This is a genomic window from Streptomyces flaveolus, from assembly GCF_014648815.1.
Taxonomy (GTDB): Bacteria; Actinomycetota; Actinomycetes; order Streptomycetales; family Streptomycetaceae; genus Streptomyces; species Streptomyces flaveolus.
In genome coordinates, this window is record NZ_BMRV01000002.1 from 491,234 (window position 1) to 516,707 (window position 25,474).

Annotated in this window: 26 protein-coding genes; 18 read left to right on the forward strand and 8 right to left on the reverse strand. The window is 72.0% G+C overall.

All coding sequences use genetic code 11. The annotated features are described in order from the left end of the window. The 4 genes from IEZ05_RS06125 to IEZ05_RS06135 all read left to right on the forward strand — a co-directional run bounded on the left by IEZ05_RS06125 (nt 1) and on the right by IEZ05_RS06135 (nt 2,741). Nucleotides 1-1,602: an acyl-CoA carboxylase subunit beta gene (locus IEZ05_RS06125; RefSeq protein WP_189228968.1), complete on the forward strand. Its 1,602-nt coding sequence runs from the start codon at nt 1-3 to the stop codon at nt 1,600-1,602. Nucleotides 1,603-1,611: 9 nt separating this feature from the next. Next, nucleotides 1,612-1,821, forward strand: a complete 210-nt coding sequence (locus IEZ05_RS06130; protein ID WP_189228969.1) for an acyl-CoA carboxylase epsilon subunit — start codon at nt 1,612-1,614, stop codon at nt 1,819-1,821. 136 nt (nt 1,822-1,957) lie between these two features. Next, on the forward strand, nt 1,958-2,086 hold the full coding sequence (gene mmpB / locus IEZ05_RS36740; protein ID WP_268255154.1) for a morphogenic membrane protein MmpB: 129 nt from the start codon (nt 1,958-1,960) through the stop codon (nt 2,084-2,086). A 31-nt stretch (nt 2,087-2,117) separates the two neighbouring features. Continuing rightward, the gene (locus IEZ05_RS06135; protein ID WP_189228970.1) at nt 2,118-2,741 is read left to right on the forward strand and encodes a Maf family protein; all 624 of its coding nucleotides are present in this window, start codon (nt 2,118-2,120) and stop codon (nt 2,739-2,741) included. Here IEZ05_RS06135 and IEZ05_RS06140 read toward each other — a convergent pair. Then, complete coding sequence (locus tag IEZ05_RS06140; RefSeq protein WP_189228971.1) at nt 2,710-3,189, reverse strand: hypothetical protein; 480 nt, start codon at nt 3,187-3,189, stop codon at nt 2,710-2,712. The genes IEZ05_RS06135 and IEZ05_RS06140 overlap by 32 nt on opposite strands. 373 nt (nt 3,190-3,562) lie before the next feature. Between IEZ05_RS06140 and IEZ05_RS06145 the strand changes: the two genes are divergently transcribed. Further along, nucleotides 3,563-5,335, forward strand: coding sequence for an acetyl/propionyl/methylcrotonyl-CoA carboxylase subunit alpha (locus IEZ05_RS06145; RefSeq protein WP_189228972.1), 1,773 nt, complete (start codon nt 3,563-3,565; stop codon nt 5,333-5,335). Between the two features lie 101 nt (nt 5,336-5,436). Here IEZ05_RS06145 and IEZ05_RS06150 read toward each other — a convergent pair whose 3' ends face one another. Continuing rightward, a complete protein-coding gene (locus IEZ05_RS06150) occupies nt 5,437-6,420 on the reverse strand; it encodes a DeoR/GlpR family DNA-binding transcription regulator (protein WP_189228973.1) in 984 nt (327 codons plus the stop codon). 159 nt (nt 6,421-6,579) lie between these two features. After that, complete coding sequence (locus IEZ05_RS06155) at nt 6,580-8,028, reverse strand: NAD(P)H-quinone dehydrogenase (RefSeq protein ID WP_189228974.1); 1,449 nt, start codon at nt 8,026-8,028, stop codon at nt 6,580-6,582. An 85-nt stretch (nt 8,029-8,113) separates the two neighbouring features. On the opposite strand from IEZ05_RS06155, the gene IEZ05_RS06160 reads away from it, so the two are divergent. The 4 genes from IEZ05_RS06160 (at nt 8,114) to IEZ05_RS06175 (ending at nt 13,215) form a co-directional block, all read left to right on the forward strand. Continuing rightward, nucleotides 8,114-8,551: a gamma-glutamylcyclotransferase gene (locus IEZ05_RS06160; protein ID WP_189228975.1), complete on the forward strand. Its 438-nt coding sequence runs from the start codon at nt 8,114-8,116 to the stop codon at nt 8,549-8,551. A 94-nt stretch (nt 8,552-8,645) separates the two neighbouring features. Then, nucleotides 8,646-9,470, forward strand: coding sequence for a purine-nucleoside phosphorylase (locus IEZ05_RS06165; protein WP_077797007.1), 825 nt, complete (start codon nt 8,646-8,648; stop codon nt 9,468-9,470). A 621-nt stretch (nt 9,471-10,091) separates the two neighbouring features. Continuing rightward, nucleotides 10,092-11,762 carry a phospho-sugar mutase gene (locus tag IEZ05_RS06170; RefSeq protein WP_189228976.1) on the forward strand — a complete coding sequence of 557 codons (1,671 nt, stop codon included), beginning with the start codon at nt 10,092-10,094 and terminating at the stop codon, nt 11,760-11,762. Between the two features lie 205 nt (nt 11,763-11,967). Beyond that, nucleotides 11,968-13,215, forward strand: a complete 1,248-nt coding sequence (locus tag IEZ05_RS06175; RefSeq protein ID WP_189228977.1) for a glycosyltransferase family 39 protein — start codon at nt 11,968-11,970, stop codon at nt 13,213-13,215. 43 nt (nt 13,216-13,258) lie between these two features. Here the strand turns inward: IEZ05_RS06175 and IEZ05_RS06180 are convergent, their stop codons facing one another. Continuing rightward, nucleotides 13,259-13,945 carry a PH domain-containing protein gene (locus IEZ05_RS06180; RefSeq protein WP_189228978.1) on the reverse strand — a complete coding sequence of 229 codons (687 nt, stop codon included), beginning with the start codon at nt 13,943-13,945 and terminating at the stop codon, nt 13,259-13,261. A 113-nt stretch (nt 13,946-14,058) separates the two neighbouring features. Here IEZ05_RS06180 and deoC point away from each other — a divergent pair, with 113 nt between their 5' ends. Genes deoC through IEZ05_RS06195 form a run of 3 tightly spaced genes read left to right on the forward strand, consistent with a single transcriptional unit; the run spans nt 14,059 to nt 17,410 of the window. Continuing rightward, nucleotides 14,059-15,042 (forward strand): deoxyribose-phosphate aldolase, encoded by a 984-nt coding sequence (gene deoC, locus IEZ05_RS06185; RefSeq protein ID WP_189228979.1) that lies wholly within the window; start codon nt 14,059-14,061, stop codon nt 15,040-15,042. A 12-nt stretch (nt 15,043-15,054) separates the two neighbouring features. Next, a complete protein-coding gene (locus IEZ05_RS06190; protein ID WP_189229221.1) occupies nt 15,055-16,500 on the forward strand; it encodes an aldehyde dehydrogenase family protein in 1,446 nt (481 codons plus the stop codon). Further along, nucleotides 16,493-17,410: an aldehyde dehydrogenase family protein gene (locus IEZ05_RS06195; RefSeq protein WP_189228980.1), complete on the forward strand. Its 918-nt coding sequence runs from the start codon at nt 16,493-16,495 to the stop codon at nt 17,408-17,410. Before IEZ05_RS06190 ends, IEZ05_RS06195 begins: the two co-directional genes overlap by 8 nt. A gap of 93 nt (nt 17,411-17,503) precedes the next feature. On the opposite strand, the gene IEZ05_RS06200 is transcribed toward IEZ05_RS06195, so the two are convergent. After that, nucleotides 17,504-17,908: a hypothetical protein gene (locus IEZ05_RS06200; RefSeq protein ID WP_189228981.1), complete on the reverse strand. Its 405-nt coding sequence runs from the start codon at nt 17,906-17,908 to the stop codon at nt 17,504-17,506. 102 nt (nt 17,909-18,010) lie between these two features. On the opposite strand from IEZ05_RS06200, the gene IEZ05_RS06205 reads away from it, so the two are divergent. Continuing rightward, nucleotides 18,011-18,733 carry a uridine kinase gene (locus IEZ05_RS06205; RefSeq protein ID WP_189228982.1) on the forward strand — a complete coding sequence of 241 codons (723 nt, stop codon included), beginning with the start codon at nt 18,011-18,013 and terminating at the stop codon, nt 18,731-18,733. Between the two features lie 226 nt (nt 18,734-18,959). Here the strand turns inward: IEZ05_RS06205 and IEZ05_RS06210 are convergent, their stop codons facing one another. Then, nucleotides 18,960-19,703: a SigE family RNA polymerase sigma factor gene (locus tag IEZ05_RS06210; RefSeq protein ID WP_189228983.1), complete on the reverse strand. Its 744-nt coding sequence runs from the start codon at nt 19,701-19,703 to the stop codon at nt 18,960-18,962. Between the two features lie 224 nt (nt 19,704-19,927). Here IEZ05_RS06210 and afsQ1 point away from each other — a divergent pair, with 224 nt between their 5' ends. The 5 genes from afsQ1 to IEZ05_RS06235 all read left to right on the forward strand — a co-directional run bounded on the left by afsQ1 (nt 19,928) and on the right by IEZ05_RS06235 (nt 23,747). Beyond that, on the forward strand, nt 19,928-20,605 hold the full coding sequence (gene afsQ1 / locus IEZ05_RS06215; protein WP_029394402.1) for a two-component system response regulator AfsQ1: 678 nt from the start codon (nt 19,928-19,930) through the stop codon (nt 20,603-20,605). Further along, nucleotides 20,602-22,200, forward strand: coding sequence for a sensor histidine kinase (locus tag IEZ05_RS06220; RefSeq protein WP_189228984.1), 1,599 nt, complete (start codon nt 20,602-20,604; stop codon nt 22,198-22,200). Before afsQ1 ends, IEZ05_RS06220 begins: the two co-directional genes overlap by 4 nt. Then, on the forward strand, nt 22,200-22,808 hold the full coding sequence (locus tag IEZ05_RS06225) for a hypothetical protein (protein ID WP_189228985.1): 609 nt from the start codon (nt 22,200-22,202) through the stop codon (nt 22,806-22,808). Before IEZ05_RS06220 ends, IEZ05_RS06225 begins: the two co-directional genes overlap by 1 nt. Before the next feature lie 89 nt (nt 22,809-22,897). Beyond that, nucleotides 22,898-23,449: a VanZ family protein gene (locus IEZ05_RS06230; RefSeq protein ID WP_189228986.1), complete on the forward strand. Its 552-nt coding sequence runs from the start codon at nt 22,898-22,900 to the stop codon at nt 23,447-23,449. 94 nt (nt 23,450-23,543) lie between these two features. Continuing rightward, nucleotides 23,544-23,747, forward strand: coding sequence for a PspC domain-containing protein (locus IEZ05_RS06235; RefSeq protein ID WP_189228987.1), 204 nt, complete (start codon nt 23,544-23,546; stop codon nt 23,745-23,747). A 67-nt stretch (nt 23,748-23,814) separates the two neighbouring features. Here the strand turns inward: IEZ05_RS06235 and IEZ05_RS06240 are convergent, their stop codons facing one another. Continuing rightward, a complete protein-coding gene (locus tag IEZ05_RS06240) occupies nt 23,815-24,102 on the reverse strand; it encodes an ATP-binding protein (RefSeq protein WP_189228988.1) in 288 nt (95 codons plus the stop codon). 144 nt (nt 24,103-24,246) lie between these two features. After that, nucleotides 24,247-25,422, reverse strand: a complete 1,176-nt coding sequence (locus tag IEZ05_RS06245; protein ID WP_189228989.1) for an adenosine deaminase — start codon at nt 25,420-25,422, stop codon at nt 24,247-24,249. Nucleotides 25,423-25,474 lie beyond the last annotated feature (52 nt).

Consider the following 25,474-nt stretch of genomic DNA (forward strand, 5'->3'; position numbering starts at 1 on the left):
ATGTCCGAGCCGGAAGAGCAGCAGCCTGACATCCACACGACCGCGGGCAAGCTCGCGGATCTCCAGCGCCGTATCCAGGAGGCTACGCACGCCGGTTCGGAACGCGCCGTCGAAAAGCAGCACGCCAAGGGCAAACTGACGGCGCGTGAACGCATCGACCTCCTCCTCGACGAGGGTTCCTTCGTCGAGCTGGACGAGTTCGCCCAGCACCGGTCCACCAACTTCGGCCTGGACAAGAACCGCCCCTACGGCGACGGTGTCGTCACCGGCTACGGCACCGTCGACGGCCGCCCGGTCGCGGTGTTCTCCCAGGACTTCACCGTCTTCGGCGGAGCCCTCGGCGAGGTCTACGGCCAGAAGATCGTCAAGGTCATGGACTTCGCGCTGAAGACCGGCTGCCCGGTCATCGGCATCAACGACTCCGGCGGCGCCCGCATCCAGGAAGGCGTGGCCTCCCTCGGCGCCTACGGCGAGATCTTCCGCCGCAACACCCACGCCTCCGGGGTGATCCCGCAGATCAGCCTGGTCGTCGGTCCCTGCGCGGGCGGCGCGGTCTACTCCCCCGCCATCACCGACTTCACCGTCATGGTCGACCAGACCTCGCACATGTTCATCACCGGCCCGGACGTCATCAAGACGGTCACCGGCGAGGACGTCGGCTTCGAGGAGCTGGGCGGCGCCCGCACCCACAACTCCACCTCGGGCGTGGCCCACCACATGGCCGGCGACGAGAAGGACGCCATCGAGTACGTCAAGCAGCTGCTGTCGTACCTGCCGTCCAACAACCTCTCCGAGCCCCCCGCCTTCCCCGAGGAGGCGGACCTCGAGGTCGGCGACGAGGACCGCGAGCTGGACGTGATCGTCCCGGACTCGGCGAACCAGCCCTACGACATGCACACGGTCATCGAGCACGTCCTCGACGACGCCGAGTTCTTCGAGACCCAGCCGCTGTTCGCGCCGAACATCCTCACCGGCTTCGGCCGCGTCGAGGGCCGCCCCGTCGGCATCGTCGCCAACCAGCCGATGCAGTTCGCCGGCTGCCTGGACATCACCGCCTCCGAGAAGGCCGCCCGCTTCGTGCGCACCTGCGACGCCTTCAACGTGCCCGTCCTCACTTTCGTCGACGTCCCCGGCTTCCTGCCCGGCGTGGACCAGGAGCACGACGGCATCATCCGCCGCGGCGCCAAACTGATCTTCGCCTACGCCGAGGCCACGGTCCCGCTGATCACGGTCATCACCCGCAAGGCCTTCGGCGGCGCCTACGACGTCATGGGCTCCAAGCACCTGGGTGCCGACCTCAACCTGGCCTGGCCCACCGCCCAGATCGCCGTCATGGGCGCCCAGGGCGCCGTCAACATCCTGCACCGCCGCACCCTCGCCGAGGCGGAGGCGAGCGGTGAGGACGTCGAGGCGGTGCGGGCCCGCCTGATCCAGGAGTACGAGGACACCCTCCTCAACCCCTACACGGCGGCCGAGCGCGGCTACGTCGACGCGGTGATCATGCCGTCCGACACCCGCCGCCACATCGTCCGCGGCCTGCGTCAGCTGCGCACCAAGCGGGAATCCCTGCCCCCGAAGAAGCACGGCAACATCCCCCTGTAAGGAGCCGCTGTGACGATCAAGGTCGTACGGGGCAACCCGACCCCCGAGGAGCTCGCCGCCGCCCTGGCGGTGGTCCGAGCCCGCGCCGCGACGGCGGAGGCCGAGCCGTCCGGCGCGCCGGCCACCAGGGACGCATGGTCCGACCCGTCCCGCATCGCGGCACACCGGCTGCCTCAGCCGGGTCCGGCGTCCTGGGGCCGCACGTACTGGCCCAGCTGACGGAGACGACCTCAGGGGCGCGGGGCTGTGTCCATCCGCGGCTCCGCCGCGCGGACGCACCTAAGTGGAACCCCGCGCCCCTTCTTGAGTACGCATACTCAGGCGCCGCTCCCCCGCTCAGCCGCACGCTGGTGGAATGCTGTGGTCCGACCCTGAGAACGAGCCGCCCGAGGAACTGCGCGACATGCAGGTCATGCTGCGCCGGCTGGGCGTGTTCCTGGCGCTGGCCATGGTGCTCGCGATGATCGTGACCGGTCTCAAGTAGCCCGCCGGGCCTCCGCCGCTACGCTGGCCGCATGACAGACCAGCAGCCGCGCCGCCGACTCGTCCTAGCCTCCCAGTCCCCCGCCCGGCTCGGGCTGCTGCGCCAGGCCGGGCTCGACCCGGAGGTGCTCGTGAGCGGCGTCGACGAGGACGCCGTGACCGCCCCCACCCCCGCCGAGCTGGCCCTCGCCCTCGCCGAGGCCAAGGCCTCCGTGGTGGCCGCGAAGCCCGAGGTGCACGGTGCCCTGGTGATCGGCTGCGACTCGGTGCTGGACCTGGACGGGCAGGCCCTCGGCAAGCCCGCGGACGCCGAGGAGGCCACCGCCCGCTGGAAGGCGATGCGCGGGCGGGCGGGCACGCTGCAGACCGGCCACTGCGTCTGGGACACCGCCACCGGCCGCCACGTCTCGGCCACCGCCTCCACCGTCGTCCACTTCGGCGAGCCGGCCGACGAGGAGATCGCCGCCTACGTCGCCTCGGGCGAGCCGCTGTACGTCGCCGGGGCCTTCACCCTGGACGGCCGCTCGGCGCCGTTCATCGACGGCATCGAGGGCGATCACGGCAACGTGATCGGCATCAGCCTGCCCCTCGTCCGGCGTCTGCTGGCCCAGCTCGGGGTCGGCATCACGGAGCTGTGGGCGCCGGCGGAGGGCTGACCGGGGAGCCGCCGTCGCCCTTGCCGTCCTCGGCCGGCCCGGCGGCCGGCTCCTCCCGGCCGTCGTAGGTCATCAGCAGCAGCACGATGAGGCCGAGCACCAGGAGCATGAACAGGAAGGCGCTCCAGCCCACCAGGCCCCAGGTGAAGGCGCCGAGCAGCCCGTGCACCACGGCCGCGCTGATCAGCAGGATGCGGCCCACACCGGCGGGCGGGCGGTTGCGCAGCGCCACGAGCAGGGCGACCAGCCCGCAGAGCGCGAAGTAGAGACCGAAGACAACGCCGCCGATCTTCGAGGACACGGACATGGTGTCCGGGTCGAGACCGGCCAGGGACATGTCCTGCCGGTCGACGACGATCCCCAGGAACCAGTTCAGCGCGGCGACGCCGAGTGCCTCCACGAAGAGGACGACCGCCACGATCCACGCCACCGGCCTGCGCACCGTCACCGGTCCCCACCCACTTTCGACCGCTGCCGCACAGGACAGCTGTTACCCCAAGTACGTTCGAGACGACCTGAACGCTACTAACGGGTAAACCTCGGGACAAGGGGTCTGCCGCGAGCAAAGAATCATTGGGCCATTCGTAGGGACTCCACAAAGAAACGGAGTGGCCCGCAGCACGCTCTCACAGAGACCTTGGCCACATGAGGGGGCTAGGGTTTGCCCGAGGAGTCCTGCGTATCGCGGTACTGCAAGGGATTTCGCGGTCGAGCGAGCCTCGAATCACGCTCCGTGTGGGCAAGCTCACCATTGGGGACGGGTCGAAGTGCCGTGTCGGCAGTCCCTAAACTCGGCTTGTTTCAAGGAGGGAGCCTCAATCGTGCGCAAGGTGCTCATCGCCAACCGTGGCGAAATCGCTGTCCGCGTGGCCCGGGCCTGCCGGGACGCCGGGATCGCGAGCGTGGCCGTCTACGCGGACCCGGACCGGGACGCTCTGCATGTCCGCGCCGCTGATGAGGCGTTCGCCCTGGGTGGTGACACCCCAGCCACCAGCTACCTGGACATCGCCAAGGTACTGAAGGCCGCGAGCGAGTCGGGCGCGGACGCCATCCATCCCGGCTACGGCTTCCTCTCGGAGAACGCCGAGTTCGCGCAGGCGGTCCTGGACGCCGGTCTGATCTGGATCGGTCCGCCGCCGCAGGCCATCCGCGACCTGGGTGACAAGGTCGCCGCCCGGCACATCGCCCAGCGTGCCGGTGCCCCGCTGGTCGCCGGCACCCCGGACCCCGTCTCGGGCGCGGAGGAGGTCGTGGCCTTCGCGAAGGAGCACGGCCTGCCCATCGCGATCAAGGCCGCCTTCGGCGGTGGCGGACGCGGTCTGAAGGTCGCCCGCACCCTCGAAGAGGTGCCCGAGCTGTACGACTCGGCCGTGCGCGAGGCGGTGGCCGCGTTCGGCCGCGGCGAGTGCTTCGTCGAGCGCTACCTCGACAAGCCCCGCCACGTGGAGACCCAGTGCCTGGCCGACCAGCACGGCAACGTGGTCGTCGTCTCCACCCGTGACTGCTCGCTGCAGCGCCGCCACCAGAAGCTGGTGGAGGAGGCCCCGGCCCCCTTCCTGTCGGACGCCCAGATGGAGGAGCTGTACTCGTCCTCCAAGGCGATCCTGAAGGAGGCCGGCTACGTCGGCGCCGGCACCGTCGAGTTCCTCGTCGGCATGGACGGCACGATCTCCTTCCTGGAGGTCAACACCCGCCTGCAGGTCGAGCACCCGGTCACCGAGGAGGTCGCCGGCATCGACCTGGTCCGCGAGATGTTCCGCATCGCCGACGGCGAGGAGCTCGGCTACGGCGACCCGGAGCTGCGCGGCCACTCCTTCGAGTTCCGCATCAACGGCGAGGACCCGGGCCGGGGCTTCCTGCCGGCCCCCGGCACGGTCACCACGTTCGCCCCGCCCAGCGGCCCCGGCGTCCGCCTGGACGCGGGCGTGGAGTCCGGCAGCGTCATCGGCCCGGCCTGGGACTCGCTGCTCGCCAAGCTGATCGTCACCGGCCGCACCCGCAAGGAGGCCCTGCAGCGCGCCGCCCGCGCGCTGGAGGAGTTCCAGGTGGAGGGCATGGCCACGGCGATCCCGTTCCACCGCGCGGTGGTGCGTGACCGCGCCTTCGCCCCGGAGCTGACCGGCTCGACCGACCCGTTCACGGTCCACACCCGGTGGATCGAGACGGAGTTCGTCAACGAGATCAAGCCGTTCGCGGCCCCCGCGGACACCGAGGCGGACGAGGACGCGGGCCGTGAGACGGTCGTCGTCGAGGTCGGCGGCAAGCGCCTGGAGGTCTCCCTCCCGTCGTCGCTGGGCATGTCCCTGGCCCGCACCGGCCTGGCGGCCGGCGCCAAGCCGAAGCGCCGCGCGGCGAAGAAGTCCGGCCCCGCGGCCTCCGGCGACACCCTCGCCTCCCCCATGCAGGGCACCATCGTGAAGATCGCGGTGGAGGAGGGCCAGGAGGTCCAGGAAGGCGACCTGATCGTCGTCCTGGAGGCCATGAAGATGGAGCAGCCCCTCAACGCCCACAAGTCCGGCACCATCAAGGGCCTGGGCGCCGAGGTCGGCGCGTCCATCACCTCGGGTGCCGCGATCTGCGAGATCAAGGACTGACGCCCGCACGACAGCAGCACGCCCGGGGCGCCCGGCGGACCACCTCACACGGTCCGCCGGGCGCCCCGGGCGTTCAGGGGGGCGACGGACCGTGCGGCCCCTCAGCGCCGGCGCAGGTCCGCGACCCGGGCCCGTTCGGTCCCGGCCCCCGGCTCACCGAGTGCGGTGGCCGTCCGCAGTGCCGACCCCGCGCCGGGGACCTGACGGCGCGGCCCGGGCAGCGGGACGTCCCGGCGCTGCTGACGTGCCGGGGCGGTGTCAGCCCCGGCGGCCTGGGGGTTTCCCGCGCCGCTCGCACCCCCCGACGCCCCGGCCACGGCGATGTGCACGCCCTGGTCGGCCAGGGCCTGGAGCTCGGTGGCCGCACGGTCGTCGTGACCGGGCGGCTCGTCGGTCACCAGGCGGGTGATGAGATCCGTCGGCACGGTCTGGAACATGGTGTCCGTGCCCAGCTTGGAGTGGTCGGCGAGGACGACGACCTCGGCGGCGGCCTGCACCAGCGCACGGTCGACGGACGCCGACAGCATGTTGGACGTGGACAGGCCCCGCTCCGCCGTCAGACCGCTCCCGGACAGGAAGGCCTTGGACACCCGCAGCCCCTGGAGGGACTGCTCGGCACCGCTGCCGACCAGGGCGTAGTTGGACCCCCGCAGGGTGCCGCCGGTCATCACGACCTCGACGCGGTTGGCGTGGGCGAGGGCCTGGGCCACCAGCAGCGAGTTGGTGACGACGGTCAGCCCGGGCACCCGCGCGAGCCGGCGCGCCAGCTCCTGGGTCGTGGTCCCCGCCCCCACCACGATGGCCTCACCCTCTTCGACGAAACCCGCGGCGAGGTCGGCGATGGCCGTTTTCTCGGCGGTCGCGAGATGGGACTTCTGCGGAAAGCCGGATTCTCGCGTGAACCCGCCCGGCAGTACCGCACCGCCGTGCCGGCGGTCGAGGAGTCCTTCTGCCTCCAGTGCGCGCACGTCCCGCCGTACGGTCACTTCGGAGGTCTGGACGACGCGGGCGAGCTCACGGAGCGACACGGCCCCGTTCGCTCGCACCATTTCGAGGATCAATTGGCGACGTTCTGCAGCGAACACGAAACTGACAGTAACCCCAACGACCGTCTGCTTTCAGCAGTATGCGCCGAATAACAGAAGTTGTTCGCACACCAGGGACGGAAGTGGTATACGCACGACTATGCCGCCCGCACACCCCGCAACTCCCCGTGACCGAGGGGGAGTCGAATCCGGCCGCCGCTAGCCCTCCCCGTTGGCCTTCCGGGTGTGCAGCTGCCGCGCCACCTCGGCGATCGACCCCGACAGGGAGGGGTACACGGTGAAGGCGTTCGCGATCTGTTCGACCGTCAGGTTGTTGTCGACCGCGATCGAGATGGGGTGGATGAGCTCCGAGGCGCGCGGCGCCACGACCACACCGCCCACCACGATCTCGGTGCCGGGCCGGCAGAAGATCTTGACGAAGCCGTCCCGGATGCCCTGCATCTTGGCGCGCGGGTTGCGCAGCAGCGGCAGCTTCACCACCCGGGCGTCGATCTTGCCGGAGTCGACGTCGGACTGCGAGTACCCGACCGTGGCGATCTCGGGGTCGGTGAAGACGTTGGCGGAGACGGTCTTGAGGTTCAGCGGCGTGACCGCGTCGCCGAGGAAGTGGTACATGGCGATCCGCCCCTGCATCGCCGCCACCGAAGCCAGCGCGAAGACACCGGTGACGTCACCGGCGGCGTACACGCCGGGGGCCGAGGTCCTCGACACCCGGTCGGTGCGGATGTGCCCGGAGTCCTTGAGCTTGACCCCGGCCTCCTCCAGGCCCATGCCCTCGGTGTTGGGGATGGCGCCGACGGCCATCAGGCAGTGCGACCCGGTGATGACACGCCCGTCGGCCAGCGTCACCTCGACCCGGTCACCCACCCGCTTGGCGGACTGGGCCCGCGACCGCGCCATGACGTTCATGCCGCGCCGCCGGAACACGTCCTCCAGGACGGCGGCCGCGTCCGGGTCCTCGCCGGGCAGCACCCGGTCCCGCGAGGACACGAGCGTCACCTTGGACCCGAGCGCCTGGTAGGCGCCGGCGAACTCGGCACCGGTCACACCGGAGCCGACCACGATGAGCTCCTCCGGCAGTTCGTCCAGGTCGTAGACCTGGGTCCAGTTGAGGATGCGCTCACCGTCGGGCCGCGCGTCGGGCAGCTCACGCGGGTGCCCGCCGGTCGCGATCAGCACCGCGTCCGCGGTCAGCGTCTCCTCGGTCCCGTCGGCGGCACGGACCACGACCTTCCGTGACCCGTCGAGGGCCTGCATGCCCTCCAGCCGTCCGCGCCCGCGCATCACCCGCGCACCGGCGCGGGTCACCGAGGCGGTGATGTCGTGGGACTGCGCCAGCGCGAGCCGCTTCACACGCCGGTTGACCTTCCCCAGGTCGACCCCCACCACCCGGGCGGCCTGCTCCATCGGCGGGGTGTCGTCGGCGACGATGATCCCCAGCTCCTCGTACGAGGAATCGAAGGTGGTCATCACCTCGGCCGTGGCGATCAGAGTCTTGGACGGCACGCAGTCGGTCAGCACCGACGCCCCGCCCAGGCCGTCGCAGTCGACGACGGTCACCTCCGCGCCGAGCTGCGCGGCCACCAGGGCCGCTTCATATCCGCCGGGTCCGCCACCGATGATCACGATCCGAGTCACGTACTCCATTGTCCCGCACCGCTCGATGCGGAGCCGCCCGGGGGCACGTCTGTGACAAGAGCGACGCCCGGGACGCCTGCCGTACGCTCTCCCCATGTCGCTCTACGCCGCATACGCCGGCAACCTCGACGCGCGGTTGATGACCCGCCGCGCCCCGCACTCGCCGCTGCGCGCCACCGGCTGGCTGAACGGGTGGCGGCTGACGTTCGGGGGCGAGCACATGGGCTGGGAGGGCGCGCTCGCGACACTGGTGGAGGACCCGGTCTCCCAGGTCTTCGTGGCCCTCTACGACGTCGCCCCGATGGACGAGGACTCACTCGACCGCTGGGAGGGCGTGGGCATGGACATATACCGCCGGATGCGCGTCCGCGTCCACACCCTGGACGGCGAGGAGGGCGCCTGGACGTACGTCCTGAACGCCTACGAGGGCGGCCTGCCCTCGGCCCGCTACCTGGGCGAGGTGGCCGACGCGGCGGAATCGGCGGGCGCACCCCACGACTACGTCATGGAACTCCGCAAGCGCCCCTGCTGAGCGGCGCCCTCGTCAGAAACGACAAAACAACAATCGCAATCCCGTGAGCTCCGTCATCTACGCGCGTAGGCGTAAACCGGCTACCCTCATCGGCGTGAACGCATCTCTTCTTCCGGACGACATCCAGGGCGATCCCTACGCCGCCGCCGACGCCGCCGCGGCCCGCCTGCGCGAACTCACCGGCGCCGAGACCCACGACGTAGCCCTCGTGATGGGCTCCGGCTGGGCACCGGCCGTGGACGCCCTGGGCGACCCCGAGGCCGATCTCCAGGTCACCGACCTGCCGGGCTTCCCCAAGCCCGCAGTCGAGGGTCACGGCGGCAGGATCCGCTCGTACTCCATCGGCGACAAGCGCGCGCTGGTCTTCCTGGGCCGCACCCACTACTACGAGGGCCACGGCGTCGCCGCCGTCTCCCACGGCGTCCGCACGGCCGTCGCCGCCGGCGCCAAGACGATCATCCTGACCAACGGCTGCGGCGGCCTGCGCGAGGGCATGCGCCCCGGCCAGCCGGTCCTGATCAGCGACCACATCAACCTCACCGCCACCTCCCCCATCGTCGGCGCGAACTTCGTCGACCTCACCGACCTGTACTCCCCGCGCCTGCGCGCGCTGTGCAAGGAGGTCGACCCCACGCTGGAGGAGGGCGTCTACGCCCAGTTCCCCGGCCCGCACTACGAGACGCCGGCGGAGATCCGCATGGCCCGCGTCATCGGCGCCGACCTGGTGGGCATGTCGACGGTCCTCGAGGCGATCGCCGCCCGCGAGGCCGGCGCGGAGGTGCTGGGCATCTCGCTGGTGACCAACCTGGCGGCGGGCATGACGGGCGAGCCCCTCAACCACGAGGAGGTCCTCCAGGCGGGCCGCGACTCCGCGACCCGGATGGGTGCGCTGCTGACGCAGGTGCTGGGCCGGCTGTAGCCGGAGCCGCGGGGCCACGTGGCCCGGCGTTTCCCGCGCACCCGGGGCGCGGGGTGGGTCGCGTGGCCCGGCGCCACCCGGTCACCCGGCGTGGGTGCGGGCCAGGGGTGGGTCGCGGGGCCCGGCGCTTGCCGGGTGCCGCTGCGCCCACCCGTGCCGCCCCTGGGGGTACCTCCCAGGCCGTTCAGGCACTGGGGGAGGCACGACTGCCCGCAGCTACGCGCGCGGGACGGCGACCCGCAGCTGCGGCGGCGTAGCGCGGAGGCCCGCGGCCCAGCGGGAGGACGGCGGTCAGCCGCGTACGGCGAGCAGGGGACGTGTCGGGGGGTGTCCGCCCGCAGCGGTTGGCTCGTCAACGCCCCGCCTGTTTGTGAGGGACCGATTCCGCGCCGTTCCGAGGACGGACACCCCCCGGCGCGGCCCCGACCCACAGCACCACGCACCGCGCTACCCGCACCCCCACCGAACCCGCACAGGCCGCCGCAGGCAACGACGCCCCACCACCGGAGGCACCCGCACAGGCCGCCGCAGGCACCCGGCACCACCGCCGGAGGCACCCCGCACCACCACCGCAGGCATGACATACGACCGACCCACCGACCACACGAGAGGCTGACCGACGTGCACGACGACCTCCTCGCACGGGCCAAGGCATGGCTGGCCGAGGACCCCGACGCGGACACCCGCGCGGAGCTCGCCAAGCTCATCGACACCGAGGACCACGCCGAGCTCACGGCACGCTTCGCCGGCACCCTCCAGTTCGGCACCGCGGGCCTGCGCGGCGAACTGGGCGCCGGCCCGATGCGCATGAACCGCTCCGTCGTCATCCGGGCCGCCGCCGGCCTCGCCGCGTACCTCAAGAAGCAGGGGACCCCCCACGGGGACGACACCGCCGGCCTCGTCGTCATCGGCTACGACGCCCGCCACAAGTCCGCGGACTTCGCCCGCGACACCGCCGCGGTCATGACCGGCGCCGGCCTGAAGGCCGCCGTCCTCCCCCGCCCCCTCCCCACCCCCGTCCTGGCGTTCGCCATCCGGCACCTCGGCGCGGTCGCCGGAGTCGAGGTCACCGCCAGCCACAACCCGCCCCGCGACAACGGCTACAAGGTCTACCTCGGCGACGGCTCCCAGATCGTGCCCCCCGCCGACGCCGGCATCGCCGCGGAGATCGACGCCGTACGCTCCCTGAACGACGTCCCCCGCCCCACCACCGGCTGGCAGACCCTGGGCGACGACGTCCTGGACGCCTACCTCGCCCGCACGGACGCCGTCCTCGCCCCCGACTCCCCCCGCACCGCCCGCACCGTCTACACGGCGATGCACGGCGTCGGCAAGGACACCCTCCTCGCCGCCTTCGCCCGCGCCGGTTTCCCGGAGCCCGTCCTCGTCGCCGAGCAGGCCGAGCCCGACCCGGACTTCCCCACCGTCGCCTTCCCCAACCCGGAAGAGCCCGGCGCGATGGACCTGGCCTTCGCGAAGGCCCGCGAGACCGCCCCCGACCTGGTCATCGCCAACGACCCGGACGCCGACCGCTGCGCCGTCGCGGTCCACGACGGCACCGACTGGCGCATGCTCCGCGGCGACGAGGTCGGCGCGCTCCTCGCCGCCCACCTGGTCACCCGCGGAGCGCGCGGCACGTTCGCCGAGTCGATCGTCTCCTCCTCCCTCCTCGGCCGCATCGCCGAGAAGGCGGGCCTGCCGTACGAGGAGACCCTCACCGGCTTCAAGTGGATCGCCCGCGTGGAAAACATCCGCTACGGCTACGAGGAGGCCCTCGGCTACTGCGTCGACCCGGAGGGCGTCCGCGACAAGGACGGCATCACCGCGGCGCTGCTGATCACGGAACTCGCCTCCGTCCTCAAGGCGACTGCGTCCGACAGCGGCTCCGCCGCGGGCCGCACCCTCCTCGACCTCCTCGACGATCTCGCCGTCGAGCACGGCCTGCACGCGACCGACCAGCTCTCGGTCCGCGTCGAGGACCTCTCCCTGATCGCCGCCGCGATGCACCGCCTGCGCGAGCAGCCTCCGACCCGGCTCGCCGGTCTGCCGGTCACGAAGGCCGAGGACCTCACCCGGGGCACGGACACGCTCCCGCCCACGGACGGCCTGCGTTACACGCTCGACGGCGCCCGGGTGATCGTCCGCCCGAGCGGCACGGAGCCCAAGCTGAAGTGCTACCTGGAGGTCGTCGTCCCGGTCGCCACGCACGCCGACCTCCCCGAGGCCCGCACGAAGGCGACGGAGCTCCTCGCGGCCCTGAAGCGAGACCTCTCGGCAGCGGCGGGCATCTGACGGAAGGCCCACCCGGGCCCCACGGACGCCCCTCCCAGGCCCACCCCGGCCCACCCCGGCCCCGACGATGGGGTGCCCCCACCCGGCGGCACCCCATCGGGTGATTTCCCCCCACCCATTGACCCGCCCTGCACTCTCCTGGCTGCCCTCCGGGCAACGGTGGATCGGAAACCGCACCACCGAGCACCGCCAGGGAGCCGCCGCCGTGTCCTCGACCGCCCCCCGAACGACCCAGAGCGGACACATCCCGGGCACCCGGCGCCCCCACACCCGCACCCCCGCCACGCCACCCCCGCAGCGCGGCACCCGCGCCCGCACCCGCGCCCGCCGGCTGCTGCGCGCCGCGCACCGCGCCGCACACCACGCCGTCCCGGCCCTCGGCGCCTATCTCGCCGTACGCGGCACGGGCCTGCTGCTGCTCGCCGTCTGGGCCCACCGCCGGCACCAGGACCTCTGGGTGGTCCTGGCCGCGCAGTGGGACTCCGACTGGTATCTCGGCATCGCCGACCACGGTTACACCCGCGAGCTCGGCACCGCACTCAATGCCAACGACCTGGCCTTCTTCCCGCTCTACCCGGTCCTGGTGAAGGCCGTCGCCGTCCTCACCCCGGGCACCCGCGCCTCCACGGGCCTCGGCCTCGCGGTCGTCGCCTCGCTGGTCGCCGCCTGGGGGATCTTCGCGGTGGGCGACCGTCTGTACGGCCGGCGCGTCGGCGTACTGCTCACCACGCTGTGGGCCGCGTTCCCGGTCGGCGCGGTGCAGTGGATGGGGTACACGGAGTCCCTGTTCACGGCGTGCGCGGCCTGGTCCCTGTACGCGGTGCTCAGCGGCCGCTGGCTGTGGGCGGCAGGCTGTGCCGCGCTGGCGGGCCTGACCCGGCCGACCGGCATCGCGGTGGCGGCGGCGGTCACCGTGACGGCCCTGGTGCACCTGGCCCGCCACCGCACCCTCCGGCCCCGCGTCCTGGCCGCAGCGGCCCTCGCACCGCTCGGCTGGTGCGCGTACCTCGGCTGGGTGGGTCTCAGGCTGGGCCGTTGGGACGGCTACTTCGCCGTGCAGCGGCTGTGGCACAACGAGTTCGACGGCGGCCTGCGGACGCTGCACCAGGTGCGCTGGCTGCTGTGGCGCGATCCGACGCCGCAGCTGTTCCTGGTGATGGTGACGCTCACGCTGATCGCGTCGGTGGTGCTGTTCGGCCTGTCGGCGTGGGACCGCCAGCCGCTGCCGCTGCTGGTCTTCACCGGCGCCCTGCTGGTGATCGTCCTGGGCAGCGGCGGGGTCTACTTCCCGAGGGCCCGTTTCCTGCTGCCGGCCTTCCCCCTGCTCCTGCCGCTGGCCGTGCACCTGTCCCGCGCATCCGCGCGCCACCGCGCGCTGACCCTGACGGCGGCGGTGCTGGGCTCGGCGTACTGCGGGGCGTACATGCTCCTGATCTGGCCGGCCGCGCCCTAGGCCCTGGGCACGACGCGACGCGACGGCCGGCCGCCGGGCCGCGTCACCCCACGGCCAGCAGCACCGCCAGCAGCACGGCCCCGGCCACCGCCGGTGCGACGATCTCGTAGGCCCAGCGGACGGTGATCTCGCCCTGCGCGGCGTCGGTCCTCTCCGAGGCCCGCTGCTCATGCGCCTCCAGCAGGGCGCGCAACTCGTCCATGGCCCGGTCGCCCTCCGCCCGCACCGGCCCGTCGTCGACGGCCCCGGGCCCGCCGCCGGTCAGACCCCCGAGGCCGCCGCGTCCGCGGGTGTCCCCGGCGAGGCGCCGGTCCTCCCGCTGCGCCGCCTTCTTGCGGGCCCGCAGCGAGACGGGGATGGCCCACAGCTGGTACTTGGTGCCGGACTTGTCGAAGACCTCGTTGGAGTAGCCGGCCCGCAGCGAGGCGACCTGGTCCCAGGGCAGCACGAGGACGCGGAGGGGGTTGCGGACGCGCAGCCGCTCCTCGTTCGCGAAGACGGCGGGCCGCAGGGTGTAGGCGGCGGCGAGCGGCACGATGAACAGCATCGTGGCCAGCGCCATCCACGGGGTGCTCCCCTCGCCCGAGACCACCGCGTCGATGCCGAGCCAGGCGACGAGGGCCAGCAGCAGGACGCCGCCGACGATGCCCGCGAGCGAGCGGTAGACCCTGTCCTTGGACGCGGGTTCCGAGGGCTGGGGCGCGGGTGACTGGGACTCCGGGGTCGTCATGCTGCCGATTGTGCCCGACGGGCGGGGCGACCTTCGGCCGCGGTGCCGGTGGGCGGGAGGAGCGCCGGGGACTGTACAGCCGCTACGCGCGTAGATATGCTCGTCTGGTGACCATGCCCACCACTGCATCCGCTGCACCCGTTGCATCCGCTGCGTCCGCCCACGGACTCACGGACGTCACCGCGTCCGACAGCACGCTGCGCCGCTTCCTCCACGGGCTGCCCGGCGTCGACGCGGTCGGCCTGGAGGCGCGCGCCGCCTCGCTCGGCACCCGTTCCATCAAGACCACCGCGAAGGCGTACGCGCTCGACCTGGCCATCTCCATGGTCGACCTGACGACGCTGGAAGGCGCGGACACCCCGGGCAAGGTCCGGGCGCTCGGCGCCAAGGCGGTCCGCCCCGATCCGACGGACCGGACGAGCCCCGCCACGGCGGCCGTCTGCGTCTATCCCGACATGGTGCCCGTGGCCAAGGAGGCCGTCGCCGGCTCCGCCGTCAAGGTCGCCTCGGTCGCCACGGCGTTCCCGGCGGGCCGCGCCTCGCTGGCCGTCAAGCTGGCCGACGTGCGGGAGGCCGTCGCGGCGGGCGCCGACGAGGTCGACATGGTCATCGACCGCGGGGCCTTCCTCGCGGGGAACTACCTGAAGGTGTACGACGAGATCGTCGCCGTGAAGGAGACCTGCGGGACGTCCGCCCGTCTGAAGGTCATCTTCGAGACCGGCGAGCTGTCGACGTACGACAACATCCGCCGCGCGAGCTGGCTCGGCATGCTGGCGGGCGCCGACTTCATCAAGACGTCCACCGGCAAGGTCGCCGTCAACGCGACCCCGTCCAACACCCTGCTGATGCTGGAGGCGGTCCGCGACTTCCGCGCGCAGACGGGCGTCCAGGTCGGCGTGAAGCCGGCCGGCGGCATCCGCACCGCGAAGGACGCGATCAAGTTCCTGGTCCTGGTCAACGAGACGGCGGGCGAGGACTGGCTGGACAACCACTGGTTCCGCTTCGGCGCCTCCTCGCTCCTGAACGACCTGCTGATGCAGCGCCAGAAGCTGGCCACCGGCCGCTACTCCGGCCCCGACTACGTGACGGTGGACTGAGACCTCATGACCATGGACAAGCAGACACCTGTTTTCGCATACGCACCGGCGCCCGAGTCACGCGCGGTCGTCGACATCGCCCCGTCGTACGGCCTGTTCATCGACGGCGAGTTCACCGAGGCGGCCGACGGCAAGGTCTTCAAGACCGTCTCGCCGTCCACCGAGGAGGTCCTCTCCGAGGTCGCCGAGGCCGGTGAGGCGGACGTCGACCGCGCGGTGAAGGCCGCCCGCAAGGCCTTCGAGAAGTGGTCGGCGCTGCCCGGCTCCGAGCGCGCGAAGTACCTGTTCCGCATCGCCCGGATCATCCAGGAGCGCAGCCGTGAGCTGGCCGTCCTGGAGACCCTGGACAACGGCAAGCCGATCAGGGAGACCCGCGACGCGGACCTCCCCCTGGTCGCCGCGCACTTCTTCTACTACGCGGGCTGGGCCGACAAGCTCGGTCACGCCGGCTTCGGTGCGAACCCGCGGCCGCTGGGCGTGGCCGGCCAGGTCATCCCGTGGAACTTCCCGCTCCTGATGCTGGCGTGGAAGATCGCCCCGGCGCTGGCGACCGGCAACACGGTGGTCCTCAAGCCCGCCGAGACGACCCCGCTCTCCGCCCTGTTCTTCGCGGACATCTGCCGTCAGGCCGGGCTGCCCAGGGGCGTCGTCAACATCGTCACCGGCGACGGCCGCGCCGGCGCCGCGCTGATCGCGCACCCCGACGTGAACAAGGTCGCCTTCACCGGCTCCACGGCCGTCGGCAAGGAGATCGCGCGCACGGTCGCGGGCACCCGCAAGAAGCTCACCCTCGAACTGGGCGGCAAGGGCGCCAACATCGTCTTCGACGACGCCCCGGTCGACCAGGCCGTCGAGGGCATCGTCAACGGCATCTTCTTCAACCAGGGCCAGGTCTGCTGCGCGGGCTCGCGCCTCCTCGTCCAGGAGTCGATCCACGACGAACTGCTGGACTCCCTCAAGCACCGCCTGTCCACGCTGCGCCTGGGCGACCCGCTGGACAAGAACACCGACATCGGCGCGATCAACTCCGCCGAGCAGCTGGCCCGGATCACCGCGCTGGCCGACCAGGGCGAGGCGGAGGGCGCCGAGCGCTGGTCGCCGTCCTGCGAACTGCCCTCCTCCGGCTACTGGTTCGCCCCGACGCTGTTCACCAACGTCACCCAGGCGCACACCGTCGCCCGCGACGAGATCTTCGGCCCGGTGCTGTCGGTGCTCACCTTCCGCACCCCGGACGAGGCCGTGGCCAAGGCCAACAACACCCCGTACGGCCTGTCGGCGGGCATCTGGACGGAGAAGGGCTCGCGCATCCTCGCGGTCGCGAACAAGCTCCGCGCGGGCGTCATCTGGTCCAACACGTTCAACAAGTTCGACCCGACCTCGCCGTTCGGCGGTTACAAGGAGTCGGGCTTCGGCCGCGAGGGCGGCCGCCACGGCCTGGAGGCGTACCTCGATGTCTGACCACGTATCCGTCAGCGGCTCCGCCGCGGGGCGACTGAGCGTCTTCAAGACCTACAAGCTGTACGTGGGCGGGAAGTTCCCGCGTTCCGAGAGCGGCCGGGTGTACGAGGTGACCGACGCAAAGGGCAAGTGGCTGGCGAACGCCCCGCTCTCCTCCCGCAAGGACGCCCGTGACGCGGTGGTCGCCGCGCGCAAGGCGTTCGGCGGCTGGTCCGGGGCGACGGCGTACAACCGCGGTCAGATCCTCTACCGCATCGCCGAGATGCTGGAGGGCCGCCGCGACCAGTTCCTCGCGGAGGTCGCCGACGCCGAGGGCCTGTCGAAGTCGAAGGCGGCCGCGGTCGTTGACGCGACGATCGACCGCTGGGTCTGGTACGCGGGCTGGACCGACAAGATCGCCCAGGTGGTCGGCGGCGGCAACCCGGTCGCGGGCCCGTTCTTCAACCTCTCCTCCCCGGAGCCGACGGGCGTGGTCGCCGTCCTCGCCCCGCAGGAGTCGTCCTTCCTGGGTCTGGTCTCGGTCGTCGCCCCGGTCATCGCCACCGGCAACACGGCGGTCGTGATCGCGAGCGAGAAGTCCCCGCTCCCGGCCCTCTCCCTCGGCGAGGTCCTGGCCACCTCCGACCTTCCCGGCGGCGTGGTCAACCTCCTCTCCGGCCGTACGGCGGAGATCGCCGCGCCGCTGGCCGCCCACCAGGACGTCAACGCGATCGACCTCGCGGGCGCCGACGAGGCGCTGGCGAAGGAGCTGGAGATCGCGGCGGCGGACAACCTCAAGCGCGTCCTTCGTCCACAGCCTGTGGACGACTGGTCGGCGATGCCCGGCACCGACCGCCTGACGGCGTTCCTGGAGACCAAGACGGTCTGGCACCCCACGGGTTCGCTGGGCGCGTCCGGCTCCGCGTACTGAGGCGCCCGCGGCACCGAAGCCCCCACGAGCGAGCCGCGTCCTCCCCCCGTCCGGGGAGGGCGCGGCTCTGCGCATGCCGGGGGGTGGCGGGCGTCAGCGCACCGCTTCGGTCGCCCGCCCCGCCACCGGTACGTCGCCGAACGACTTCGCCTGGGCCACCGGGCGGGTCAGTGCCGTCGAGGACACCGGCCGGAAGTCAGCCACCTGGGTGCCGACGCCGTTGTCGAGGGGGTCGACGCCGGTGCCGGCCAGCGGGTTGGGCCTGAGGCCGGCGACCGGGCCGGTGACGTGGCCGACGCTGCCGGTCAGGGCGCGCGCGCCCGCCTGCGGGTCGACGGGATCCGACGAGGTGACCCGGGTGTGCGCCGGGCCGGCGGCCGGCTCGCCACTGTCCGCGGAGGCCGTCGCCGCGCCTGCCGCCAGGGCCGCTCCGGCGGTCGCGAGGGCGACCAGGGCGCGCTGGGCGTTCGGGGTGCGGGGGGAGACGTGTCGGGCCATCGCTGCTGCCACCTCTTGCTGCGGGTTGCCACGGGGTGCTTCGGACTACGGTGACAACACCGCGGAGGGTGATGAGGTCACCGCTCGGCGTGGTCGGAGTGTGTGACGCACGCTGCAAAGCGGGCCCGCGGGCTCGTACGACGGCCGGCCGATGCCTCACACTGGTGTCCCGTGACCTCCCATCCGCCCATACCGACGCGAGTCGTGCTGCTCTGCGGCCCCTCCGGCTCCGGCAAGTCCCTCCTCGCCGCCCGCTCCGGTCTCCCGGTGCTGCGGCTCGACGACTTCTACAAGGAGGGCACCGACCCGACGCTGCCGCTGGTGGCCGGGAGTTCCGACATCGACTGGGACCACCCCGGCTCGTGGGACGCGGACGCGGCCGTGGCCGCGATCACGGAGCTGTGCCGGGCGGGCCGTACGCACGTGCCCGTCTACGACATCTCGCTCAGCGCGCGCACCGGCGAGGACGCGGTCGACATCGGACGCACCCCGCTGTTCCTCGCGGAGGGCATCTTCGCCGCCGAGATCGTCTCGCGCTGCCGCGAACTGGGCCTGCTGGCCGACGCGCTGTGTCTGAGCCGGGGGCCGCTGACGACCTTCCGCCGGCGCTTCCTGCGGGATCTGCGGGAGGGCCGCAAGTCCGTGCCGTTCCTGCTGCGCCGCGGCTGGCGGCTGATGCGTCAGGAACGGTCGATCATCTCCCGGCAGACGGCCCTGGGCGCCCACGCCTGCGACCGGGACGAGGCGATGGGCCGCCTGGCCGCCGCGGCGGCGGGCCGGCGCCCCACGGCCCGTACGACGCGAACGACGCGTACGGCGGTGTGACGGACGTACGCGGGGCGCGTACGCAAAGAGAACGGGACTGGACGGACCCCCCGGCCCTCCAGTCCCGCTTCTTTGTGCTCCCCCGTGTTCCCCGTTCCCCCGTGTTCCCCCGTCCCCCGTTGTTCCCCCGTGGTGCTTCCCCGTGAGTAAGAGCCCGGGATTCCCCCCGTGATACACCCGGACTCCAACTTTTTTTCGAGGGTCCCCCCCAGGTCCCCCCGGACCTTCAGGCGACCAGTTCGCCGAAGGCGTCCTCCCGGTCACGGCCGAAGCTGAGGACCTCGTCCTCGCGCAGCCGGCGCAGCGAGCGCCAGATGCTGGACTTCACCGTGCCGACACTGATGTCGAGGATGTCCGCGATCTCCGGGTCCGTGCGGCCCTCGTAGTAGCGGAGGACCAGCATGGTGCGCTGGAGTTCGGGGAGCCGGGCCAGCGCCTGCCACAGGACCGTGCGCAGTTCGGTGCCGCGCATGGCGTCCGTGTCGCCGGGCGTCTCCGGCAGTTCCTCGGTCGGGTACTCGTTGAGCTTGCGGCGCCGCCAGGCGCTGATGTGCAGGTTGGTCATGGTGCGGCGGAGGTATCCGCCGACGGCCGCCTTGTCACTGATCCGGTCCCACGCCCGGTAGGTCGAGAACAGTGCGCTCTGCAGCAGGTCCTCGGCCTCGAAGCGGTCGCCGGTCAGGTGGTAGGCGGTGGCGTACAGGGAGGCGCGGCGCTCCTGGACGTAGGCGGTGAACTCCGCCTCCGACAGCGAGCTCCGCTCCCCCGGAACCTCCCCGTACGTCGATCCCCCGTTGGTTCCCCCCTTGGCGGCGTCCACCACCGTCATGTAGGTGATGTGCTGCCGCCCGGTGCCGCGAGCGCACCCCCGCCCGCTCACGGCACCGGACTTCTCGGCGGACCGGTGTGTGTGCACGTCGTGCAGACGCGTGACCACTGCGCTGGTGCTGGTGCCCTTCAGCGTGTTCATCTCGCGCCCCCCGTCGTGGACTTCCGGTCTTCGGCTTGCTGTGTTGCCTGTGCCGAAAAGCTTGCCGCGGTGACTTCATGGCCGTGTCCGCCGACTGTCACAGACCTGTCACAGGGGTCGGCCACGGTTGCGCCACACATCCTTCACAGGGCCCGTCGGCAGGTGGGGAGCTGATCCGGGCCCGCGGGTCGAACCCCGGCCCCTCCATGGGCCAGAATGAGCCCGTGCCTTCCCTGTTGCTGATCGAGGACGACGACGCCATCCGGACGGCCCTGGAGCTCTCTCTGACGCGCCAGGGTCACCGCGTGGCGACCGCTGCCAGTGGTGAGGACGGTCTGAAGCTGCTGCGCGAGCAGCGGCCGGATCTGATCGTGCTGGACGTGATGCTGCCCGGCATCGACGGTTTCGAGGTGTGCCGGCGCATCCGGCGCACCGACCAGCTGCCGATCATCCTGCTGACCGCGCGCAACGACGACATCGACGTGGTCGTCGGCCTGGAGTCGGGCGCCGACGACTATGTCGTCAAACCCGTGCAGGGCCGTGTGCTGGACGCCCGTATCCGGGCCGTGCTGCGCCGCGGCGAGCGGGAGTCGAGCGACTCGGCGAGCTTCGGCAGCCTGGTCATCGACCGCTCCGCGATGACGGTGACCAAGAACGGCGAGGACCTCCAGCTCACGCCGACCGAGCTGCGGCTCCTCCTCGAACTGAGCCGGCGTCCGGGGCAGGCCCTGTCGCGCCAGCAGTTGCTGCGCCTGGTGTGGGAGCACGACTACCTGGGCGACTCGCGGCTCGTGGACGCCTGCGTGCAGCGGCTGCGCGCCAAGGTCGAGGACGTTCCGTCGTCGCCGACCCTGATCCGTACCGTGCGGGGCGTCGGCTACCGGCTGGATCCGCCTCAGTGACACAGGAACACCAGGGGGGTTCGCGCGGCTGGACCGCGACGCGCAAGGGAGTCCGGTCGCGGCTGCGCCTGACCAGCCTGCGCCTTCGGCTGGTCGTCGTCTTCGGTCTGGTCGCGCTCACCGCCGCCGTGACGGCGTCGGGCATCGCGTACTGGCTGAACCGCGAGGCGGTGCTCACCCGTACCCAGGACGCCGTGCTGCGCGACTTCGAGCAGGAGATGCAGAACCGGGCGGGTGCGCTGCCCGCGCGCCCCACGCAGGACGAGTTGCAGCACACCGCGGGCCAGATGGCCAGCAGCAGCCAGCGCTTCGGCGTGCTGCTCGTCGCCGAGAACGCCGACGGCGAGGCCGTGTACGGAAGTTCCGGCGGACTCGGCGGCTTCTCGCTGGCCGACGTGCCCGAGTCGCTGCGTACCGCGGTGAACAAGGAGCAGAAGGTCTCCTCGGCCAACAAGTACCCGTACCACCTGTACTGGCAGCGGGTCGTCGACGACGGCACCCCCTATCTCGTGGCCGGTTCGAAGGTGATCGGCGGCGGGCCGACCGGTTACATGTTCAAGTCGCTGGAGCCCGAGGCCAAGGACCTGAACTCGCTGGCCTGGTCGCTGGGCATCGCGTCCGCCCTCGCGCTGCTCGGCTCCGCGCTGCTCGCCCAGGCCCTGGCGACGACCGTGCTGAAGCCGGTACACCGGCTCGGGGTAGCGGCGCGACGGCTCGGCGAGGGCAAGCTGGACACCCGGCTGCGCGTGTCCGGCACCGACGAACTGGCCGATCTGTCCCGGACGTTCAACAGCGCGGCGGAGGCTCTGGAGAAGCGGGTCGCGGACATGGCCGACCGGGAGCAGGCCTCGCGGCGCTTCGTGGCGGACATGAGCCACGAGCTGCGTACGCCGCTGACGGCCATCACCGCGGTCACGGAGGTGCTGGAGGACGAGCTGGAGTTCGAGGGCGGCGGCATCGACCCGATGATCGAACCGGCCGTACGGCTGGTGGTGAGCGAGACGCGGCGGCTGAACGACCTCGTGGAAAACCTGATGGAGGTCACCCGCTTCGACGCGGGCACCGCCCGGCTGGTCCTGGACGACGTCGACGTCGCCGACCAGATCACCGCCTGCATCGACGCCCGCGCCTGGCTGGACGCGGTCGATCTGGACGCCGAGCGCGGCATCCACGCCCGCCTCGACCCGCGCCGCCTGGACGTCATCCTGGCCAACCTCGTCGGCAACGCGCTCAAGCACGGCGGGTCGCCGGTCAGGGTGTCGGTGACGCGGGCGGACGACGAGGTCGTCATCCGGGTGCGGGACCACGGCCCCGGCATCCCCGAGGACGTCCTGCCGCACGTCTTCGACCGCTTCTACAAGGCGAGCGCCTCCCGGCCCCGCTCCGAGGGCAGCGGGCTCGGCCTGTCCATCGCCCTGGAGAACGCCCACATCCACGGCGGTGACATCACCGCCGAGAACTCCCCGGAGGGCGGTGCGGTGTTCACGCTGCGGCTGCCGCAGGACGCGGAGGAGGACACCGGTGACGCGGTGGCGGGCGAGGACGGCGGGGACGCGGGCCGGGACCAGGGCAAGGACGCGAAGGGACAGGCCTGATGACCGTACGCCGCCTGCCGGCACTCGCCGTGCTCCCCGTGCTTGCCGTGCTGCTCGCCGGGTGCGGGATCCGCTCCACGGAGGTGCCCACGGACTACGGCCCCGCGCCCTCGCGGGTGCGCTGCTCGCTCGCCGAGCCGGACGGGTCGGACGCCACGCCCGGCCTGCCGGTGCGGGTCTTCCTGCTGTGCGGCTCGTCGCTGGTGAGCGTGGACCGGGCGGTACGGGTGCCGGACGGCGCCGCGGACTCCGCGCGGCGGGTGCTGGTCGCCCAGGGGCTGCTGGACCAGCTCGCCGCGCAGCCGTCGGCCACGGAGAAGCAGGCCGGGTACACCACGGACGTGCACGCGGGCATCACCGTGAAGGGGCCCCGCCCCGGCGACCCGGAGGACACCCTCCGGCTCGGCACCGCGCCCGGCGACCTCACGTCCTACGCGCGCGCCCAGGTGGTCTGCACCTTCGCCGACTCGGCCGCGACCGAGGGCGACGGTTCCGTGATCCTGGCCGGGCCCGACGACCGGGCCCCGCGCCGCTACACCTGCACGGACGAGGTCCGCGCCCGGCCCGGCAGCAAGGAGCCGCCGTCGCGGGCGGTCGCCGGCGGGTGACGCCGGGGCCGGGGCCCGTGTGGCGCAAGCCTCACCCTTGCGTGGGAGGGGCCGGAACCGACCGAGCCGGAGGCCGCGTCTAGGGGGGCGTGCAGCGTCAAGGGTTCATCGGCGGCAGCGCCGCGCACCGCATCCGTGTGACAGGAGGTGTCCTCCTCGTCGCACACCTCGCGTTCGTCGCCTGGTACACCCTGCGGCCCCTGGACGTGCCCTGGGTGCTGCCGCCCAACGTGCACCCGCTCGCGGGTATCCGCGCCGACCTGGCGCTGGGCTGGCCGGCGGCGGCCCGCTCCCTCGGCGGGGCGCTCGCCCTGCTGGCGCCGCTGGGTGTCCTGCTGCCGATGGTGAACGGGCGGCTGGCCGTCTCGCCGACGGCGTCCCTGCTGCGCACCATGGCCGCGGGCGCCCTGCTGTCGCTGGGCATCGAGCTGCTGCAGACCGGGGTGCCCGGTCAGGTCGTGGACGTCGACTCGCTGCTGCTGAACACCCTGGGCGTGGCCCTCGCCCACCTCGCCGTCGTCCCCGCGGGCCGGGCGCGGCTGCGCCGCAGGTCGGATCGGGGGCACCGGGAGGACGTTCCCCAGGAGGAGCCCGCTCAGGGTAGGACCCCGACGATTCCCAGGGTCGGTATCGCACCGTAGAGCGACGCTTTGTTCCGTTCGTCTCCGTAGCGTTGAGGGCAGATGAGGGGCAGTCGACCGGCCGCCTCCACCACACGCTCACGAAGGAGCCGCGATGTCCCGCCTCGCCCGCCCCACCCACGGCCGCATGATCGGCGGAGTGTGCGCCGCGCTGGCACGGCGCTTCGGCACCTCCCACACCACGATGCGGGTGATCTTCGTGGTCTCCTGCCTGCTGCCCGGCCCGCAGTTCCTGCTCTACCTCGCCCTGTGGATCCTCCTGCCGTCGGAGGAGAAGGCGGCCCGGACGGCCTGGTAGCGCGTACGCCGACGGGGCGCACCCGGTGACCGGGTGTGCCCCGTCGGCGCGTCGTGGCGGGTGCGGCTCAGCCGAGCGGCACGTTGTTCAGCGTCACGCCCTTCGTGGGCAGGCCCTTCGCCGGCACCCCGCCGAGCAGACCGGTGACCTGGTCGGCCGGGCCCTTGTCCAGCGTGTTGTTCGCGGCCGGCAGCACGCTGCTGACGTTCTCCGCGGGGAGCGTCCGGGTGACCTGGTCGAGGGCCTGGACGGAGCCCTGGGCGACCGGGGCGGCGTTGGCGGCACCGGCACCGACGGCGGCGAAGGCGGCACCGAGGGCGGCGACGCCGAGGGTCTTGGCAGCAGACTGCTTCATGAAATGCGTCCTCGCAATGGATGACGGGGGATGTGAGCGGTTCTCGACCGTAAACACGTGGCACTGTCCGCCGCAAACATCGAGATGCGGACGGATCGTGAACACCCGTCCACATCCCGCTTTTCTCCCGGCGTCGCCCGGTTCCTATTCTTCGGAAGAACCGCTGGTGGAGGCCGTCTGACGGAACAGCCATTCGGACTTCAGTTCTGCATGTCCCGGCTTGATCACGTCATTGATCATGGCCAGTCGTTCATCGAAAGGAATGAATGCCGACTTCATGGCATTGACGGTGAACCACTGCATGTCGTCGAGCGTGTAGTCGAATGCGTCGACAAGGTGCTCGAATTCGCGGCTCATGCCCGTGTGGGACATCAGTCTGTTGTCCGTGTTGACGGTGACGCGGAAGTGCAGCCGGCGCAGCAGGCCGATGGGGTGCTCGGCGTACGAGTCCGCCGCCCCGGTCTGGAGGTTGGAGCTGGGGCACAGCTCCAGCGGGATCCGCTTGTCGCGTACGTAGGAGGCGAGCCGGCCGAGCTTGACCGTGCCGTCCCCGTGGACCTGGATGTCGTCGATGATCCGCACCCCGTGTCCGAGGCGGTCGGCGCCGCACCACTGCAGGGCCTGCCAGATGGACGGCAGCCCGAAGGCCTCGCCGGCGTGGATGGTGAAGTGGTTGTTCTCCCGCTTGAGGTACTCGAAGGCGTCGAGGTGCCGGGTGGGCGGGTGGCCGGCCTCGGCGCCCGCGATGTCGAAGCCGACGACGCCGAGGTCGCGGTAGCGGTTGGCGAGTTCGGCGATCTCCAGGGAGCGGGCGGCGTGGCGCATGGCGGTGAGCAGGGCGCCGACGCGGATGCGGTGGCCGTTCTCCCGGGCCCGCCGCTCGCCCTCGCGGAAGCCCTCGTTGACGGCCTCGACGACCCCTTCGAGGCTCAGCCCGTCCTCCAGGTGCTGCTCGGGGGCGTAGCGCACCTCGGCGTAGACGACGCCGTCCTCGGCGAGGTCCTCGGCGCACTCGGCGGCGACCCGGACGAGGGCGTCGCGGGTCTGCATGACGCCGACGGTGTGGGAGAAGGTCTCCAGGTACCGCTCCAGGGACCCGGAGTCGGCGGCCTCCCGGAACCAGGCGCCGAGCCGGTCGGGATCGGTCTCGGGGAGATGCTCGTAACCGGCGGCGCGGGCGAGTTCGACGACGGTGCCGGGGCGCAGGCCGCCGTCGAGATGGTCGTGCAGCAGAACCTTCGGCGCCCGGCGGATCTGGTCCGGCGTCGGAGTCCTCCCGGCGGTCTTCGCGCCGGCGTTCGCGGTGTTCTGGCTCGTCATTTCCGCACTCTAGCTCCACGCGCGTAGAACAGCAGGAGTACGGGCGAGTAGG